The following is a 17,646-nucleotide window of genomic DNA, read 5'->3' as shown; positions in this document are numbered from 1 at the left end:
TTGTAAATGACTTATTTATTTTCTTTAATTATAGCTTCACGTACTTTTTTAAATAAGTTCGAAGAATAAACAAAGTCTGTAACAACTTCATTATCTGTTCTAAATATTGTGTCTTTAGTGCCTTCCCAGGCTTTCAATCCATCTTTTAGAAACATAATATGATCTCCAATTTCCATAACAGAGTTCATATCGTGAGTATTAATAACAGTTGTTATTTGATACTCTTCTGTAATTTCATGAATTAAATTATCTATTACAATTGCTGTTTTAGGATCTAATCCAGAGTTAGGCTCATCGCAAAATAAGTATTTAGGATTGTTTACAATTGCTCTAGCAATGGCAACACGTTTTTGCATACCACCAGAAGCTTCACTTGGCATTTTTTTGTGGGCACCTTCCAGGTTTACACGCTTTAAAACAACGTTTGCACGATCTCGCATTTCGTCCTTTTTAAGTTTAGTAAACATACGCAAAGGAAACATTACGTTTTCTTCAATTGTTAAAGAATCAAACAAAGCACTACCTTGAAATACCATGCCAATTTTCGCACGCATATCTCTTTTTTTGTCTTCACTTAAATCTGCAAAAATTTCACCATTATATTCTATGCTGCCTTGCTCGTAAGAATATAAACCTAATAAGCATTTCAAAAATACAGATTTTCCAGAACCACTTTGTCCAATAATTAAATTGGTTTGCCCTTGATGAAATGTTGCGCTAATACCTTTTAAAATATGAGCTTCTCCAAACGATTTATGTAAATTTTTTACTTCTATCATTAGCTTAGTAATAATTGAGTTGCTAAATAGTTTATAATAATAATTGCAACACTAGTCCAAACAAAAGAGGTTGTACTTGCTTTTCCTACTTCAAGAGCACCACCTTTCATATAATAGCCATGAAAAGAAGGTATTGTAGCCAATACAAAGGCAAATAAGAATGTTTTAATAAAAGCATAAACAATATGAAAAGGTTCAAACTCTTGTTGTATACCTGTAATAAAATCATCTACAGATGCATAACCTCCATATATACATGCCATTAATCCACCAATAACACCTAGAAACATAGCAATAGATATTACAAAAGGATAAAATGCCATTGCAATTAATTTAGGAAAAACAAGATAGTTTAATGAGTTTATACCCATAACCTCTAAGGCATCAATTTGTTCTGTAACACGCATGGTTCCTATACTAGAAGTAATAAAAGAACCTACTTTACCTGCCATAATAATAGACATAAAGGTAGGAGCAAACTCCAATAGAATAGATTGTCTTGTTGCAAAACCAATTAATTCTTTTGGAATCAAAGGATTATCAATATTTAATGCTGTTTGAATGGTTACTACGCCACCAACAAAAAAAGCAATAAATGCAACAATACCTATAGAACCAATTATTAAATCGTCTATATCTTTAAGTATAAGTTCTTTCATTACAGACCATTTCGTTGGTTTACGAAATAGCTCTATAATCATTAAAAAGTAAGCGCCAATATTATGTAGATACTGCATATAAGTATTGAAACGATTTTTGTTTCATTATTAATTTAAAAACCGAATTGTATTAATTGCTAAAGTATAAAAATCTAAAACCAATGTTCTATAAAATGGTATAATATATTCAGATAATTATAACAGGTATTTAACGCTGTTTTTAAATTAGAATATTTTAAATAGTTTATTTTTGTCTTGTAAACTAAAGCTTATAACATGAGATTTTTATCAAGTATTTTTATAGTATTATTTTTTTTTAACTGTACAGCACAGAATAAAGTAATACAAACTAATTTAGAAAAAGAAGTATCACTGCATGCTAAACCTAAATTAGTGATTGGTATAGTGGTGGACCAAATGAGATACGATTATTTAACACGTTTTTATAATAAGTTTGGAGACGATGGTTTTAAACGCTTAATTAACGATGGTTTTAATTGCAAAAACAACCATTATAATTATGTGCCTACTTATACAGGACCAGGTCATGCTTCAATATTTACTGGAACTTCTCCAAAAAATCATGGAATAATTGCTAATTATTGGTACAATAAATTTAGTAAGAAAACGATGTATTGTGCAGACGATTCTACTGTTATTGCTATAGGTAGTAAAACTGATACAGATCGTATGTCTCCTCGTAATATGAAAACAACAACTTTTGCAGATGAGAATAGATTATTTACTCAAATGCGAGGAAAAACTATTGGAATATCTGTTAAAGATCGTGGTGCAATTTTACCAGCTGGTCACTCTGCAAATGCTGCTTATTGGTTTAGAGGTAAAGATGAAGGTAATTTTATTACTTCTAGTTATTATATGGATAGCCTTCCAGAATGGGTAAAAACTTTTAATGCAAGTAATACTGCTGAAAACTATTTACGCGAATGGAATACACTGTATGATATTAATACATATACAGAAAGTGGAAGTGATTTAAATTCGTTTGAAGGCGGTTTTAAAGGTAAAGAAAATGCGACTTTTCCTTATGATTTAGCAGTTTTAAAAGACGATAATAAAGGATTCGATATTATTAAAGCAACACCATTCGGAAATAGTATAGTAGCAGATTTTGCAATTCAAGCACTTGCAGGAGAGCAATTAGGTAAAGATGATATTACAGATGTTTTAACGGTTAGTTTTTCGAGTACAGATTATGTTGGTCATAATTTTGGTGTTAACTCTAAAGAGATAGAAGATACATACATTCGTTTAGATAAGGATTTAGAGCGTTTATTTAAAGCATTAGATGCCCAAGTTGGTGCAGGTGAGTATACTTTATTTTTAACTTCAGATCATGGTGCAGTAGAAGTGCCTGCATATTTACAAAGTGTAAAAATACCTGCTGGGTATTTTAATAAAAAAGAATTTAGAAAAAAACTAAACGGATTTTTAGTTGAAAAATATGCTACTTCAGATTTAATAGAGAGCTTTAGTAACGATCAAATATTTTTAAACAAATCACGCTTAAAAGCATTGAACTTAGATTTAAGGGAAGTGCAATATGCTATTGTAAACGAAGTAATAAATTATAAAAATATTGATAAAGTATATTCATCTGAAACGATGCAGAATACTACATTCTCTAATGGAATTGAAGCTTTAATACAAAATGGTTACCATCAAAAGCGATCTGGAGATATCATTATTATTAAAAATCCTGCCGTAATTAGTTATAGCGAAACAGGTTCTACACATGGTTCTGGTTCTACTTTTGATACTCATGTACCATTATTATTTTACGGAAATGGTATTAAAAAGGGAAGCACATTGGCTAAAACTGAAATTATCGATATCGCTCCAACAATCTCTGCACTATTAGGAATAAGCTATCCTACAGGGACTACGGGTAGTGTGTTAGATTTTGTTATAGATTAAGAGAGACTACTTTATTACTGTGGGTTTCTGCTAAGGCAGAAACTCATTTTTTTTTATATTAGATGAAGTAAATATTTTGACAAGAAAGTCTTAATATATTAATAATTTAAAACAGCTTAATGTTTCTTAGAATTTGTTCTAATAGCATTTTCTGTTTTTAAGAATAAGTATAGAACACTAAATAGAAGTAGAATAAGACCAATAATTATTATTTGATTGTTACTGAAGTTTATTACTATAAAATTGATGCTTATAAGAAGCATTATAATCCCAATTACTATCATTTTTTTAGCAGAATAAACTTGAGCAAAATCCCAATTTTGTTGGTTTTTCATGGATGCTGCAGTTCTGTAACCGTAAAGAGAATTTATTTTCTTTGGAGGAAATTTATACATAATAAAACCAACAATAATAAAAACAATACCGCTTAAAGATAATGGATTGATTAAATGTTCTAGGTTTTCCAAAATGTGCTTATGTCTAGGCTTACTTTCTGTAGATAAAGTAATTGTTAACCAATTCTATATAGGTTTGTTTGGCTTCATCATTGGTAATACCCTGAATTTGAAAAAGCGCATTGGTTTTAAAAGCATTAATAATAGGAGTACGACTACTTGGTCTTTCGTAGTTGTTAGTAGCCTTTTTATAATATGCATACAAACGTAGAAGGAAATCTGCAGGGAAAGGTTCTGTATGAGCGTTAATACGTTCTACAGCTTCATTAAATGCGATATCTATTTCTTCGGATGTCATTTTCTTACAATTCGGCAATTACACTTTCTCCTCCTTTTACTTTTTCGTTTAGTTTTACTTTAATTTTAGTGTCTAAAGGTAGATATAAATCTACTCTAGAACCAAATTTAATAAAACCAGAATCACTACCTTGAACAGCTGTATCATCTACTTTAGCGTAGTTTACAATACGTTTTGCAAGTGCTCCTGCAATTTGTCTGTATAATACTTTGCCGTAGGTTTCATTCTCTACAACTACTGTCGTACGTTCGTTTTCTTCACTTGCTTTTGGGTGCCAAGCGACTAAGTATTTTCCTGGATGATATTTGCTAAACAATACTTTACCATTAATAGGGTAGCGAGTTACATGTACATTTAAAGGAGACATAAAAACACTAACTTGTAATCTCTTTTCTTTAAAATATTCTTTTTCAAAGACTTCTTCAATTACAACAACTTTACCATCAACAGGAGATAATACATGATTGTTATTATTTACAGTGTTCCTTTTCGGGTTTCTAAAAAACTGAAGTATCAAATATAGAAATACTGCAAGTGTTGCAAATACTAAATATTTAAGCCATGCAATATTTATGAAATCTGCAGCCAAATACGATGCAATGACAATAATAAAAGTAATGACAATAATTTTATGGCCTTCTTTATGAAACATAGTGTAGAATTCTTAAAAATAAATATATGAATGGTGCGGCAAATATAATACTATCAAAACGGTCTAACAAACCACCATGACCTGGCATAATTACACCACTATCTTTTACGTTTGCTTGACGTTTAAATTTTGATTCGATTAAATCTCCTATAGTACCAATAACACTAATAATAACAGCTAAAATTAACCAGTTATTAAAGTTTAAAGTTTCGGTATAAGTAGCAATAAAATAACTTGCAATGCATGAAAATAATAAGCCTCCAAGAAAGCCTTCCACTGTTTTTTTAGGCGAAATACTTGGAAACAGTTTCTGTTTACCAAAGTTTTTACCAACTATGTAAGCAAAAGAATCATTAACCCAAACAATAATAAATGAGCCTAATAAAAGCTTAGGAGTAAAAGTGTGATTAAAGTTTGCAATTAATATTAAAAATACAAATGCGCTGGAAACATAAAATGTAGTTAGTATAAAGCGTTTTGTTATAAATAATGGTATTACTTTTTCTGAAAATAAATCTTTAATTAGTAGTAACTGAACAAATATAGTTATGACTTGTAATATCTGCGTAGCTTCGTCTAATCCTTCCGAAGAATTCATAAGTAGCTGCCAATAACCAAATATAAAATATAGTATTGTAAATACAATGTATGGCACAAAGCTCTTTAATCCAATTAGTTTTTTAAACTCTGCAATAGCTATAATTCCAAAAATAAAAAATAAAATTATTAGCGCATGCTGATTTAATAACGATGCTACAAGCAACGAAATAAATAGGATACCTGAAAGTGCTCTTGTAATGGTTTCTTTCATTAATTATAAATCTTCAAGAAGCAACAAATATAGGTTTTTTGAAGCACTACCATAGGTTAAAAAGTCTTTTTCATCAAGATCTTTAAAGTGTTTAATAGTAGTAATATTTGTTGGTATTTTTTGCGCGTTTTTGTTTTTTATTTGGCGTAATCCTTCGCCAATATTTGTAACAATCTGGCTTGTAGTAGCAAATACTATAAAATTGTTTGGAAACTCTATTAGTTTAGATTCTGCTATTTGATGAGAAGATATAAGTATAGAACCATCGTCTGCAATTAAGTTTTCGCAAGTTGTAAAAAAATAGGTAGCATCTTTAAGCGAGTCTATCTTTAGGTTTAAACTTTCAAAACGTTCTTTTAGATTTTTATCGTAAAAATAGCCTGATTTATCTACCCAATTATTTTCTTGAAAAATAAGGTTCGTATTTTCAAATACTTCGTTCAAATTCTCGCAATACAAGAATTTACCACCATTAGCTTTAAAGTTTATTGTAAAACTTTCGTCTATTGGTAGTTTAACTTGAGGCATGTATTTACCTCTATTATCAGTACTAATCTCCTCTTTCTTATTGTTAGATTTAGAACGGAAAAAGTTTTTAAAAATGCTCATTTATCTATTGCTATTAACCTAAGCCATTAACGTAATTATCAAATATAAAAAATCTCAAACTAACATAAGGGTTAATTTGAGATTTTAAGACTATTTTATTATTAAGTAGTACTTATTATTCGTCTGCTTTCGTTTCTTTATTCTCTGTAAGGAGTTTTTCAGAAGGTTTTTCTGCAGCAGAATCAAAAGGACGTTTCCCTAAAATTTCTTCTAAATCATCTTTAAAGATAACTTCTCTTTCCATAAGTCTTTGCGCTAATTTTTCTAACACATCACGTTTAGAAGTTAATAACTCTAAAGCACGATCGTATTGTGTTTCAACAATGTTTTTTATTTCATTGTCAATAAGCTCAGCAGTACTTTCACTATAAGGTTTTACAAAGCCGCTTTCTCCAGCAGGATCGTAATATGTTATGTTTCCAACCTTTTCATTTAAGCCATATATCATAACCATAGCTTTTGCCTTTTTGGTTACATTTTCTAAATCGCTAAGTGCACCTGTAGAAATCTCGTTAAAGATTATTTTTTCGGCAGCACGTCCACCCATAGTTACACAAATTTCGTCTAAAAACTTGCTTGTTCTTGTAATGTATGCTTCTTGTGGTAAATACCATGCAGCACCTAAAGAACGTCCACGAGGAACAATCGTTACTTTAACTAATGGATCTGCATGCTCTAAGAACCAACTTACAGTTGCATGTCCTGCTTCGTGGTATGCTATTGTTTTCTTCTCTTCAACAGAGAAAAGGTGACTTCTTTTTTCTAATCCACCAATAATACGGTCTACAGCATCTAAAAAGTCTTGTTTATCAACTGCTTTTTTATTGTTTCTTGCTGCAATTAAAGCGGCTTCATTACATAGGTTAGCAATATCTGCACCAGAAAAACCAGGAGTTTGCTTTGCTAAGAAATCTAAATCTAAACCTTCAACCTTTTTTAAAGGTCTTAAATGTACATCAAAAATAGCACGTCTTTCAGTTAAGTTAGGTAAATCTACATGTATCTGTCTATCAAAACGTCCAGCACGCATTAAGGCTTTATCTAAAATATCTGCTCTGTTGGTTGCTGCTAATACAATAACATTTGTATTAGTACCAAAACCATCCATTTCTGTAAGTAGTTGATTTAGCGTGTTCTCACGTTCGTCGTTACTTCCAGACATCGCATTTTTCCCTCTTGCTCTACCGATAGCATCAATTTCATCTATAAAAATAATAGCAGGAGATTTTTCTTTAGCTTGTTTAAATAAGTCTCTTACACGAGAGGCTCCAACACCAACAAACATTTCAACAAAATCTGATCCAGATAATGAGAAAAATGGCACTTTTGCTTCACCTGCAACAGCTTTTGCTAATAAGGTTTTACCTGTTCCTGGAGGGCCTACTAGTAAAGCTCCTTTTGGAATTTTACCACCTAAAGAAGTATACTTCTCTGGGTTTTTAAGGAAATCTACAATCTCTTGTACTTCTTCTTTAGCTCCTTCTAAACCTGCAACATCTTTAAAAGTTGTTTTAACTTTAGTATTCTCATCGAATAACTTGGCTTTAGATTTTCCTATATTAAAAATCTGTCCACCAGCACCTCCGCCAGCTCCACCAGACATACGACGCATAATAAAGATCCAAACACCAATTAATAGAATAAATGGTAACAGACTAAATAATAAATCTGCTAGAACATTTTCTTCTCTGTCATTATCGTACTTTGTAGTAAGATTGTTTTCGTCTATAATTTGAGTATACTTATCTTCAAAATTACTTAAATCACCATATTGAAAAACATAGTTAGGTAATTCTGTAGAGCCAAGTTTAAAACCTGTAGATACAGTTTTTGCGTGCTTTTTTAATTTAGCAGCATCATCTGTAAGGTATACTTTTACATATCCTGTATTTTTAATAATATCAAAATGATCTATTTCACCAGCTTTTAGAGTTTGAAAAAACTCTATTGGTGTTATTTTTTTATTATCATTAGTATCGCTTGTGCCAAAAACTTGAAATGCAATTAATGCAATTAAAAGCGCTCCAGAGATCCAATACGGATTAAACTTAGGTTTTTTAGGAGCTTGTGGTTTTTTATTTTCTGCCATGTATGGGTTTAAAATTTAGATTCGATAACTGTAGTCTTGGCATCTCCCCAAAGACTTTCAATATCATAATATTCGCGAATATGTTTTTGGAAAACATGTACTACAACATTTACGTAATCCATTAAAATCCATTCAGCATTATCTTCACCTTCAATATGCCAAGGCTTATCTTTAAGTTCTTTGCTTACCTTTTTTTGTATTGAACTAACGATTGCGTTAACTTGAGTATTAGAAGTTCCTTCGCAAATTATAAAATAATCGCAAACAGTATTATCAATCTCTCTTAGGTCTAGAATAATTGTTTCTTTTCCTTTTACATCTTCAATGCCACTAATAATTGTTGCTATTAGTGTATCTACATTTGCTTGTTTTTTAGTCATTAATGAAATTTAATTTGTGCAAAGTTATTATTTTTTGGTTCTTTATACTTTAAAATTATTATAAACATTTGTTATAAAAATTTAATCACGAAGATAACCAATTTATATGCGTATAATCAAACTTGATGCCATCGATTCTACAAATACTTTTCTTAAAGGGATTAGTAGTACAGAAACACTTGAAGATTATACAGTTGTTGTTGCAAAACAACAGACCAATGGGCGTGGACAAATGGGTAAACTATGGGAAGCAAAAACAGGTGAAAACCTTACGTTTAGTATGTTTAAAGGTATTAGAGGTTTAACTTTTTCTAATCAGTTTTATCTTAGTATTGTTACTTCTCTTGCATTGTATAATACGTTAAAAGTGTATAATGTGCCTAATTTATTTGTAAAATGGCCTAACGACATTTTGTCAGCGAATAAGAAAATAGCAGGTGTTTTAATAGAGAATGTTGTAAAACAAAATAGATTAGAGTATTCTGTTATTGGTATTGGATTAAATGTTAATCAAATTGAGTTTAATAATTTAACGAGTGCTACTTCTTTAAAAGAATGCTGCGGTAAGCATTTTGATTTAGATGAAATACTTTATAAATTTTTAATCGAGTTTAAAAGTGCTTATAAGAGATTAGACTTTGGATCTTTTGAGTCACTAAAGGCAGATTATGAATCTAAACTCTTTAGAAAAAACAAACCTTCAACATTTAAAAATATTGAAGGCGATTTATTTTCAGGTTTCATAAAAGGTATTTCTTCTAATGGTAATTTAGTCGTCTTATTAGAGGACGAAATTATTAAAGAATTTACTTTAAATGAAATTACTTTATTGTATTAATATAAACTGTTATCTTAAACAGCAGCTACCATATTTGTTGCCAATGTATCTATAAAGTTGCTTATTGGTCTTTTAATCATCATGGCCATCATAGCATTAAATTCGCCATCAAAGTTAAGTTTTACTTCACTTTTGTTACTGTCAATTTCTGTAATAGTTGCTATTAAAGAAAAATCTAATTTACCACCAGCAGCACCAAGTACTATTTTGTTATTAGGTATCGTTTCTTTCTTTTTAAGTACAATCTCTGGCATTCCTTTTAATGCGAATAGAAATTTATCTTCACCAAGAAGTTCAAACTTACTTATAGTATCTGGCATAAGTGTTTCAAAGTTTTTAACATCGCTTAAAAAATTGAACGTCTCTTCAGCAGATTTTTCTATTGTTACTTTTTGTGATTCTAAATTCATATTAGGGAGTGTAATTATTAATTCTTTATAATAGCTGAAATAGCCTTTTTTTGTATTTAGATATCAAGAAGCATTCCATTCGCTTGGATTACTGTTCCAAGCAGACAAAGTTTCTAATTGTTCTTCTTTTATGTAATTGGTTTCGGCAGCTTCAATAAGTAAATTATCATAGTTACTTAAAGTTTGTAAGTCTATGTTTTCTGCTTCAAAGTTGGTTTTAGCAATATCAAAACCATAAGTAAAAATAGCAACCATGCCTTTTACATTTACATTTGCTTCTTTTAAAGCTCTTACCGCATTAAGACTGCTTTTTCCTGTACTAATAAGATCTTCAACAACAACAACATTTTGTCCGCTTTCAATAAAACCTTCAATTTGGTTTTGGCGACCATGTCCTTTTGCTTCAGGTCTTACATATATAAAAGGTAGCCCCAAATATTCAGCGACTAGTATCCCAATACCTATTGCTCCGGTTGCAACACCAGCAATAGCATCTGGTTTACCATAGTGCTGTTCTATAAATTTTGCCATTTCCTCTCGAACATAATTTCTTACGGGTGGGAATGATAAAATAATACGGTTGTCGCAATAAATAGGAGATTTCCATCCAGAAGCCCATGTAAATGGCTCTTTAGGACTTAATTTTATAGCGTTAATTTGTAATAATACCTTAGCGGCTTGCCTTGCAATGTGTTTGTCGAAAATCATAAGAGCAAAAATAAACAATAATTTAAATTTATTGGCTTAGATATAAAGCTAAAAAATATTTTTTTAAGAGGTGCTTAACTAAAATAAAAATAATATTTTTACAGAAGTTAACTATTAGCTAGATCTTAAATTATGCATTACATTTTTGTAAACGATAAACCAATCATTCTAACAACTTTAGTTGAGAAGGAAACAGACTTTAAAAATTTTCTTTTAAAGGATGTTGATATTGAGCAGGCTTTAAAGGTGTTAAAGAAGAAAAGAATAAAATCTATTAGATTTATTCATCATAATGAAGACACAATTCTAAAAAAGTTTCTAAAAAAATTACCCAATGTTATTGCAGGTGGAGGTAAAGTATATAATAAGAATAATGAAATCTTATTTATTTATCGAAACAATAAATGGGATCTGCCAAAAGGTAAAGCCGAAAAAAAAGAGACTATTGAAGATACTGCAATCCGTGAGGTAGAAGAAGAGACAGGTGTTTCTGGATTAAAAATAGATAAGCCCTTAGAGACAACCTATCATATTTTTAAAAGAAATGATAAGTTGAAAATAAAAATCACATATTGGTTTAAAATGACAACCAACTTTGATGGAGAATTATTTCCTCAAGAAGAAGAAGGTATTACAAAGGTGCAGTGGCTTAATAGAGAAGAATCTACTCAAGCATTAACAAACTCTTATGCGAATATAAGGAGATTGGTTTAAGTTATTTTTTTTAGAAGCAACGTTTTAGAAATCCCATAAAACATCTTAAATAATAGTTAAATATGCTCTTTTACACCCTTTAAAGGGATTAATTGTATTATGACTAAAATATTATACAGTTAAATTTTGTTTTTTTATTTTCCCGCGATTTTACTAATTATAATTAATTAATCATGGAAAAAAAATTACCTATTTACCTCCCTCAGGTTAAAAGGCTGCAGAACTTTTTAATGCTATTTGTATTGTGTTTTTCAATACAATCTTACGCAACAACTATTGAAACATTTGAATCTAGCGAAGACACTTATTGTGGGTCTATTTCTGGTTTTGAGTTTTCTAATGGAAATTCATCTACACCAATTCAATATGGTGGAGAGTATATATTGTCTCAATTACCAAGTAACTTTTATGTAAACTTAAAAGTTAATGGTTACTTAAGAAGTGCAAAATTTAGATTAGTAAACTTAGATACTGGTCAATATTATAATATTAACGAAAGTTTGTTGCCTTATACGTTTCCAGGAGGAAATGGAGCATGGTGTTATGGAACAGGAAGATTTAAGGTTGTAGCTAAAGTATATAAATATAATAATTGTTATGGATGGTATTGTGATAAGGAAGTAACTAAATTTACAATAACAAACAATCCTTCATGTGGAACTATTTCTGGATTCGAATTCACAAATGGAAACTCTTCAGTAACAATAGAAGACAATGGAGAATATTCTTTAGATCAATTACCAAATAATTTCTATACAGATGTTATTGTTGATGGTTTTTCAGAAAGTGCAAGTATTAAGGTTAAAAACAAAAATACAGGGCAACAATATACAATAGGTGAAAACTATTTGCCATATACATTCCCGGGAGGAAATGGAGCTTGGAATTTGCCTGCTGCAGAATATGAAATTCAAGCTAAAATATTTAAATATGGTAATTGTGCTGGTTCGTATTGTGATAGAGAAACAATTAGTTTTACATTAACTAATTCACCGTCTTGTGGAGAGATTGATGGTTTAACATTCTCTAATGGAACAGATACAGTTGCTATTACTAATGGAGGGAGCTACGATGTTGCTTCATTACCATATAATTTTTATGTAGATGTAGTAGTATCTGGAATTACAGAAAGTGCTTCTTATAAAATAAGAAACTTAGATACAGGAGAAGTATTTAATAATGGAACTAATTCTTTACCTTATACTTACCCAAGTGGAAACCAAGCATGGAACTTAGGAACAGGAACTTTTCAATTTTATTCAGAGATATTTAAGTACGACAATTGCGCGGGAACACGATGCGACCACATTTGTTATACTTTTACTATATACGAGCAAAATTGTGGAGATATAGCAGAATTGCAATTCTCTAATGGTGCAGATATGCTTACCATTGAAGATGGAGAGACATACAATATTAACAGCTTACCATCTAATTTTTATATAGATGCAATTGTGAACGGAGTATCGGAAAGTGTTAAGCTTGAGGTTGAAAATCTAGAGACAAATGAAGAGTATTCTATAATAGAAAACTATATTCCATATACATTTCCAGCAGGAAATGGTGCCTGGAACTTAGGGTTAGGTACTTTTGAGATTAAAGCATCAATGTATAGCGGTAATTATTGTAATAGTACACTTTGCGATGAGAAGACGCTTACATTTACAATTTCAGATGCAAATACTTTATGTGAAGTAAATACTGGTACTATAACATTAGCTAATAGTATTATTTCGATTCTTAATTTAAGTTCGCCTGTAACGGTTAACATAACTTCAAATGGAGATGCGGTTGTACCACAAGGATATGATACTGCAATTCTTTTATCTAGAACCAATTCAAGTAATAATATTGTAATAGAAGAATATAAAGTGGCTAGTAACTTTTTCTTTTTTGCTAATGGATATAATTCTATAGGTAGTTATAAGATACATTCATTAGTTTATAATCCAACATCTTTAGATTTAAGTTCTATTTCTTTAGGTAACACTACTATTGCAGATGTAGCAAATACAATAACTAATAATGATGTTTGTGCATCGTTTGATGAAGTTGGAATGCCATTTTCTATTATTGCACCACCACCTAGAACTATAGAAGAAACATCAACAGATGTTAAGCCAATTAAAGGAGAAACTCTTATTAATGAAACAGTGGTTGAAGTCTTTGATACAGATACTGTGGTTAAAACAGAAGCACTACCAGGTACAAAAAATAGCTTAGATATTAAATTATATCCTAATCCAGTTGTAGATAACTTAAGTGTTGAGTTGTTATTATTAGATGCAGAAGTAGTGAAATATAATATGGTAGATTTAAATGGAAGACAAGTTCTTCAAGGTTCTTTCGATAATTCTACTTTTGGTAAAACAAGCGTAAATGTTAATGGGCTATCTAATGGGTTATATATAATAACTTTTAGATCTAACTTTAGAACATTTAGTAAAAAGGTTCAAGTTAATCACTAATATAATTAACGAGTTAAATTTTAAAAGGCCACTACAATTGTAGTGGCCTTTTTTATTAATACAATACTCTATAAACAGGATATTGTAAATGAGCTTTTTCGTAGTTTTCACTGTGTTTATGGAGCCAATCTAATTGTGCGTACCAACTTTTAGCAAAGTCTAATTCGGCATTTTTTTTAGCTTCAAATTTAGCTTTTAATATATAGTCTTTATTTAATATTTCTAAAGCCTTGTCTTCCCAAACATAAGCAGAGAAGCCTTCTTTTTGCTGTAAAATAGTATCGAAAAAATTCCAATTAAAAAAGGAGTCCGGAGCCTGAGGCTCTAAAGTCTCTACAATGTATCTAAAACTTGGTTGATTGGTTTTAATGATATAATCTCCTTCCTTAAAAGTTGTTGTTTTTGGGCTAGAAGAAATAGAAGTGTCAAAATGGAGATAGTGTCCTTCGTATGGTGTTTTCTTACTTTTGTAATCTTCAATCCTATAGCTTTCTACAGTTAATGTAGAATCTTTTTTTAGCTGAAACATGTCAGTGTTATTCAACTTTAATAAGTCGATAACAGTATACCAACCTTTAGGAATAATATAAGCCTTCGGGATTGTTACTTCAATATTTGGTTTAAAGTAATTCAGATAATTTACTTCTTTTTCAAAGGGCATCTGTCTATTATATTTTAGGCGATTTTTTCCAGTAACTTCACTAGTTATAACCTCTCCTTCAAAACCTTTAAAGTTTAGGATAGACTGCTTTAATGTGTCTATTTTCCAACTTAAGGTGTAATTTTTTTGTGTAATAAAATTGGTGTTAGCTTCTTTACGTAATTGCTTTATTTTTTTGCCATCATTTTCGGTTATCTCAATCATGCTTTTCATTAACTCATAAGTCCCTTCAACACGTTGTTTATATGGTTTTAACATGTGTGTTTCTACCATCATTCCTAAAGTATTAAAGAGTGTAGTGTAACCTGTAGAGTAACGAGGAGAATCTTTAAATTGAGAGAAGCCATTATCTGGAGTTCTGTTGTAAACATTAACATAAGGAGTAATGTCCCATTCTTTATCTGTTAGTTTTTGTTCTAAATTTGGCATCATTTCAGTATGTATATAGTTACCTAATTTTCCACCAAGTTTATTGTGTTGTGTAAATAAGTGTGTTAAAGTATATTGATAATCAGCACCATTACTAACATGGTTGTCTATAAACACATCGGGTTGGACTAAATGAAATATTTCTGCAAAAGATTTAGCGTTTTTAGTATCACATTTAATGAAATCTCTGTTTAAATCGTAATTTCTAGCATTACCTCTAAAACCATATTCTTTAGGTCCGTTTTGGTTTGTTCTAGAAGTAGAGTTTCTATTTAAACTACCTCCAATATTGTAAATAGGAATAGTTACAATTACTGTGCTATCTGGTATTGTTATTTTGCCTTTAGCAAGATCGCGATAGAGCATCATAGTTGCGTCTATTCCATCGCTTTCTCCAGGATGTATGCCGTTGTTTATTAGAAGAATACGTTTGTTTTTTCTTATCTCCGAAAAATCAAAGTTTTTGTCTTTATTAAGTGTAATAATATGAAGCGGTTTCCCAGAATCTGTTTCTCCTATAGAATCAATAGCTATAGAAGTGTATTCTTTAGATAGAGCTCTATAATATGCAATAGTTTCTGCATAAGTTGCAGTTTCTAAGCCGTTCGATTTTTCGAAAACAGTTGTGAAATCGAAATTAGTTTTAGTCTCGCAACTAAAACTAATAATAACAAGTATGAGTATAAGTATTTTCTTCATTTTAAAATATTTAATAATAGAGAATGAAACAAATATAGGAATTGCAAGTTTGTGTATCTATTAATTAAACGTACTTTTGCAGCTTCAAAAAATAGATAATGACTGAGTTTATAAGAAAGATAGTGCCAAATGCAAAAGATGATGTTTTAGCCGGAATAACCGTGTCTTTAGCAATGATTCCTGAGGTTGTTGCTTTTGCCTTTGTTGCGCAAATAGATCCATTAATGGCTTTGTCTGGAGCATTTATTATAGGATTAATTACAGCTATTTTTGGAGGTAGACCAGGTTTAATTTCTGGTGCTGCAGGAGCTGTTGCTGTAATTTTTGTTACAATGATTGCAGATGGACATACTAAAGGAATGTTAATGGATGTGCCTATTGAAAACATGGGCTTTTTCTACCTTATGGCCTGTGTGGTGTTAATGGGGATTATTCAAATTTTTGCAGGAGTTTTTAAATTAGGTCGTTTTGTGCGTTTAATTCCGCACCCAGTAATGATGGGTTTTGTAAACGGTTTATCTATCGTCATCTTTATGGCACAGGTAAAAATGTTTTCACATAAATCTTTACAAGTTTCAGATGCAGGAGTAAAAGAATATGTAGGTACTTATATGCAAGGTTCAGAATTATATATCATGATTGGTTTAGTTCTATTTACTATGGGAATAATTTGGGGATTACCTAAAATTACTAAAAAAATACCTGCTGCATTAACAGCTATTTTAATAACCAGTCTTATTGTGGTTGGTTTTAATATGGATGTTTCTACTGTTGGGTCTTATATTGTTGAAGGTGGAGGAACAGGTTTAAAAGGAGAATTTCCAACACCAAACATGGAACTTTGGGAAAAGTTACCGTTTAATTTAGATACACTTAAATTTATTGCATTACCAGCCTTTTTAGCTGCTTCGGTAGGTTTAATAGAATCTTTAATGACTATGAATTTAGTCGATGAGTTAACCGATACAAGAGGAAATGGAAACAGAGAATGCGTAGCGCAAGGAGCAGGAAACATTGTTTCTGGTTTATTTGGAGGAACAGGTGGTTGTGGTATGATTGGTCAAACTGTAATTAATGTAAATGCTGGTGGACGTGGGCGTTTATCTGGAATAATGATGGCTGTTACTTTATTGTCCTTTATTTTATTTGCAGATAAGTTAATAGAAATGGTGCCAATTGCAGCTTTAGTAGGTGTAATGTTTATGATGGTTATTGAAACTTTTGCATGGTCTAGTTTTAGAATTTTAAAGAAAATACCAATGTCTGATGCTATCGTGCTTATTACAGTATCTTTAGTTACAGTATTTGTAGATTTAGCAGTTGCAGTTTTTGTAGGTGTAATAATTTCAGCTTTAGTATTTGCTTGGGAGAATGCTAAGAAAATTAGAGCTAGAAAACGCATAAAACAAGATGGGACTAAGGTTTACGAAATTTGGGGACCACTATTTTTTGGAAGTATTCAAGCCTTTAACGATAAGTTTGATGTTAAAACCGATCCGGAAAATGTAGAGATTGATTTTGTTGAATCTCGTGTTAGTGATCATTCTGCTTTAGAAGCTATTTTTAATTTAGTTGAAAAATATAGAGCTGAAGGAAAAACAATTAAGCTTAAGCATTTAAGTGAAGATTGTAAAGTTTTAATGTATAAGGCAAATCCTAAGTTTAGAGAAGTTATAGTTGAAGATATAGATGATCCAAGATATCACTTAGCTGCAAATCCAGAAGAGTTCCCAAAACCACTTTCTGAATATAAATTTTAGAAAAATAGGCTCCTAATTTAGGAGCCTATTTTTATATATTAATACTGTATAGGCTATTTTTTTTCTTATTTTTTGTGCTAAGTGTTTGATAGTTATTGTTTAGGGTGAAATGTTTTTAACATTTTTTTAAGTTTAATATAAATACATACATCGATTAAAATACGTATTTTTACGTTTAAATGTTGTTTTGCCCTTTATTATGACTAATTTTTTTATAATGAAACGCTACTTCTTGTGTTTCATTCTCTTATTAAGCATATCCTCTTCTTTATTCGCTCAAGATAAGATT

General features: G+C 30.5%; 17 protein-coding genes. 5 read left to right on the top strand and 12 right to left on the bottom strand.

What is annotated here, in order from left to right; translation table 11 throughout:
* Positions 1–11 precede the first annotated feature (11 nt).
* Positions 12–779, bottom strand: coding sequence for an ABC transporter ATP-binding protein (locus ASC41_RS04620; RefSeq protein WP_055435466.1), 768 nt, complete (start codon positions 777–779; stop codon positions 12–14).
* Positions 779–1,516 carry an MlaE family ABC transporter permease gene (locus tag ASC41_RS04615; RefSeq protein WP_055435465.1) on the bottom strand — a complete coding sequence of 246 codons (738 nt, stop codon included), beginning with the start codon at positions 1,514–1,516 and terminating at the stop codon, positions 779–781. The genes ASC41_RS04620 and ASC41_RS04615 overlap by 1 nt, the downstream gene beginning before the upstream one ends.
* A 198-nt stretch (positions 1,517–1,714) precedes the next feature.
* Between ASC41_RS04615 and pafA the strand changes: the two genes are divergently transcribed.
* Positions 1,715–3,376, top strand: coding sequence for an alkaline phosphatase PafA (gene pafA / locus ASC41_RS04610; RefSeq protein WP_055435464.1), 1,662 nt, complete (start codon positions 1,715–1,717; stop codon positions 3,374–3,376).
* A 116-nt stretch (positions 3,377–3,492) separates the two neighbouring features.
* Here the strand turns inward: pafA and ASC41_RS04605 are convergent, their stop codons facing one another.
* From ASC41_RS04605 to rsfS, 7 genes are all read right to left on the bottom strand, one after another.
* Positions 3,493–3,843: an SdpI family protein gene (locus ASC41_RS04605; RefSeq protein WP_152971415.1), complete on the bottom strand. Its 351-nt coding sequence runs from the start codon at positions 3,841–3,843 to the stop codon at positions 3,493–3,495.
* Between the two features lie 19 nt (positions 3,844–3,862).
* A complete protein-coding gene (locus ASC41_RS04600) occupies positions 3,863–4,129 on the bottom strand; it encodes an acyl-CoA-binding protein (RefSeq protein WP_055435462.1) in 267 nt (88 codons plus the stop codon).
* Between the two features lie 4 nt (positions 4,130–4,133).
* The gene (locus ASC41_RS04595) at positions 4,134–4,781 is read right to left on the bottom strand and encodes a phosphatidylserine decarboxylase family protein (RefSeq protein WP_055435461.1); all 648 of its coding nucleotides are present in this window, start codon (positions 4,779–4,781) and stop codon (positions 4,134–4,136) included.
* The gene (locus ASC41_RS04590; protein ID WP_055435460.1) at positions 4,771–5,592 is read right to left on the bottom strand and encodes a phosphatidate cytidylyltransferase; all 822 of its coding nucleotides are present in this window, start codon (positions 5,590–5,592) and stop codon (positions 4,771–4,773) included. The genes ASC41_RS04595 and ASC41_RS04590 overlap by 11 nt, the downstream gene beginning before the upstream one ends.
* A gap of 3 nt (positions 5,593–5,595) precedes the next feature.
* A complete protein-coding gene (locus ASC41_RS04585) occupies positions 5,596–6,201 on the bottom strand; it encodes an LUD domain-containing protein (protein WP_055435459.1) in 606 nt (201 codons plus the stop codon).
* Positions 6,202–6,316: 115 nt separating this feature from the next.
* Positions 6,317–8,290 carry an ATP-dependent zinc metalloprotease FtsH gene (gene ftsH, locus ASC41_RS04580; protein WP_055435458.1) on the bottom strand — a complete coding sequence of 658 codons (1,974 nt, stop codon included), beginning with the start codon at positions 8,288–8,290 and terminating at the stop codon, positions 6,317–6,319.
* A gap of 8 nt (positions 8,291–8,298) precedes the next feature.
* Positions 8,299–8,670, bottom strand: coding sequence for a ribosome silencing factor (gene rsfS, locus ASC41_RS04575; protein ID WP_055435457.1), 372 nt, complete (start codon positions 8,668–8,670; stop codon positions 8,299–8,301).
* A gap of 106 nt (positions 8,671–8,776) precedes the next feature.
* Here rsfS and ASC41_RS04570 point away from each other — a divergent pair, with 106 nt between their 5' ends.
* Entirely contained in the window at positions 8,777–9,508 is a 732-nt protein-coding gene (locus ASC41_RS04570) for a biotin--[acetyl-CoA-carboxylase] ligase (RefSeq protein ID WP_055435456.1), read from the top strand.
* A gap of 14 nt (positions 9,509–9,522) precedes the next feature.
* Here ASC41_RS04570 and ASC41_RS04565 read toward each other — a convergent pair whose 3' ends face one another.
* Both ASC41_RS04565 and pyrE read right to left on the bottom strand, forming a co-directional pair.
* Positions 9,523–9,918, bottom strand: coding sequence for an SRPBCC family protein (locus ASC41_RS04565; protein WP_055435455.1), 396 nt, complete (start codon positions 9,916–9,918; stop codon positions 9,523–9,525).
* 63 nt (positions 9,919–9,981) lie between these two features.
* Entirely contained in the window at positions 9,982–10,626 is a 645-nt protein-coding gene (gene pyrE, locus ASC41_RS04560) for an orotate phosphoribosyltransferase (protein ID WP_055435454.1), read from the bottom strand.
* Between the two features lie 132 nt (positions 10,627–10,758).
* Between pyrE and ASC41_RS04555 the strand changes: the two genes are divergently transcribed.
* Positions 10,759–11,340 carry an NUDIX hydrolase gene (locus ASC41_RS04555; RefSeq protein ID WP_055435453.1) on the top strand — a complete coding sequence of 194 codons (582 nt, stop codon included), beginning with the start codon at positions 10,759–10,761 and terminating at the stop codon, positions 11,338–11,340.
* 173 nt (positions 11,341–11,513) lie between these two features.
* Positions 11,514–13,808: a T9SS type A sorting domain-containing protein gene (locus ASC41_RS04550; protein WP_055435452.1), complete on the top strand. Its 2,295-nt coding sequence runs from the start codon at positions 11,514–11,516 to the stop codon at positions 13,806–13,808.
* Positions 13,809–13,863: 55 nt separating this feature from the next.
* On the opposite strand, the gene ASC41_RS04545 is transcribed toward ASC41_RS04550, so the two are convergent.
* The gene (locus tag ASC41_RS04545; RefSeq protein WP_055435451.1) at positions 13,864–15,597 is read right to left on the bottom strand and encodes a M14 family metallopeptidase; all 1,734 of its coding nucleotides are present in this window, start codon (positions 15,595–15,597) and stop codon (positions 13,864–13,866) included.
* 98 nt (positions 15,598–15,695) lie between these two features.
* Between ASC41_RS04545 and ASC41_RS04540 the strand changes: the two genes are divergently transcribed.
* The gene (locus ASC41_RS04540) at positions 15,696–17,357 is read left to right on the top strand and encodes a SulP family inorganic anion transporter (RefSeq protein ID WP_055435450.1); all 1,662 of its coding nucleotides are present in this window, start codon (positions 15,696–15,698) and stop codon (positions 17,355–17,357) included.
* Positions 17,358–17,646 lie beyond the last annotated feature (289 nt).

This window comes from Lacinutrix algicola (assembly GCF_001418085.1).
In the GTDB taxonomy this organism is placed as follows: Bacteria; Bacteroidota; Bacteroidia; order Flavobacteriales; family Flavobacteriaceae; genus Lacinutrix; species Lacinutrix algicola.
This window is presented reverse-complemented; position numbering and strand designations above follow the sequence as displayed.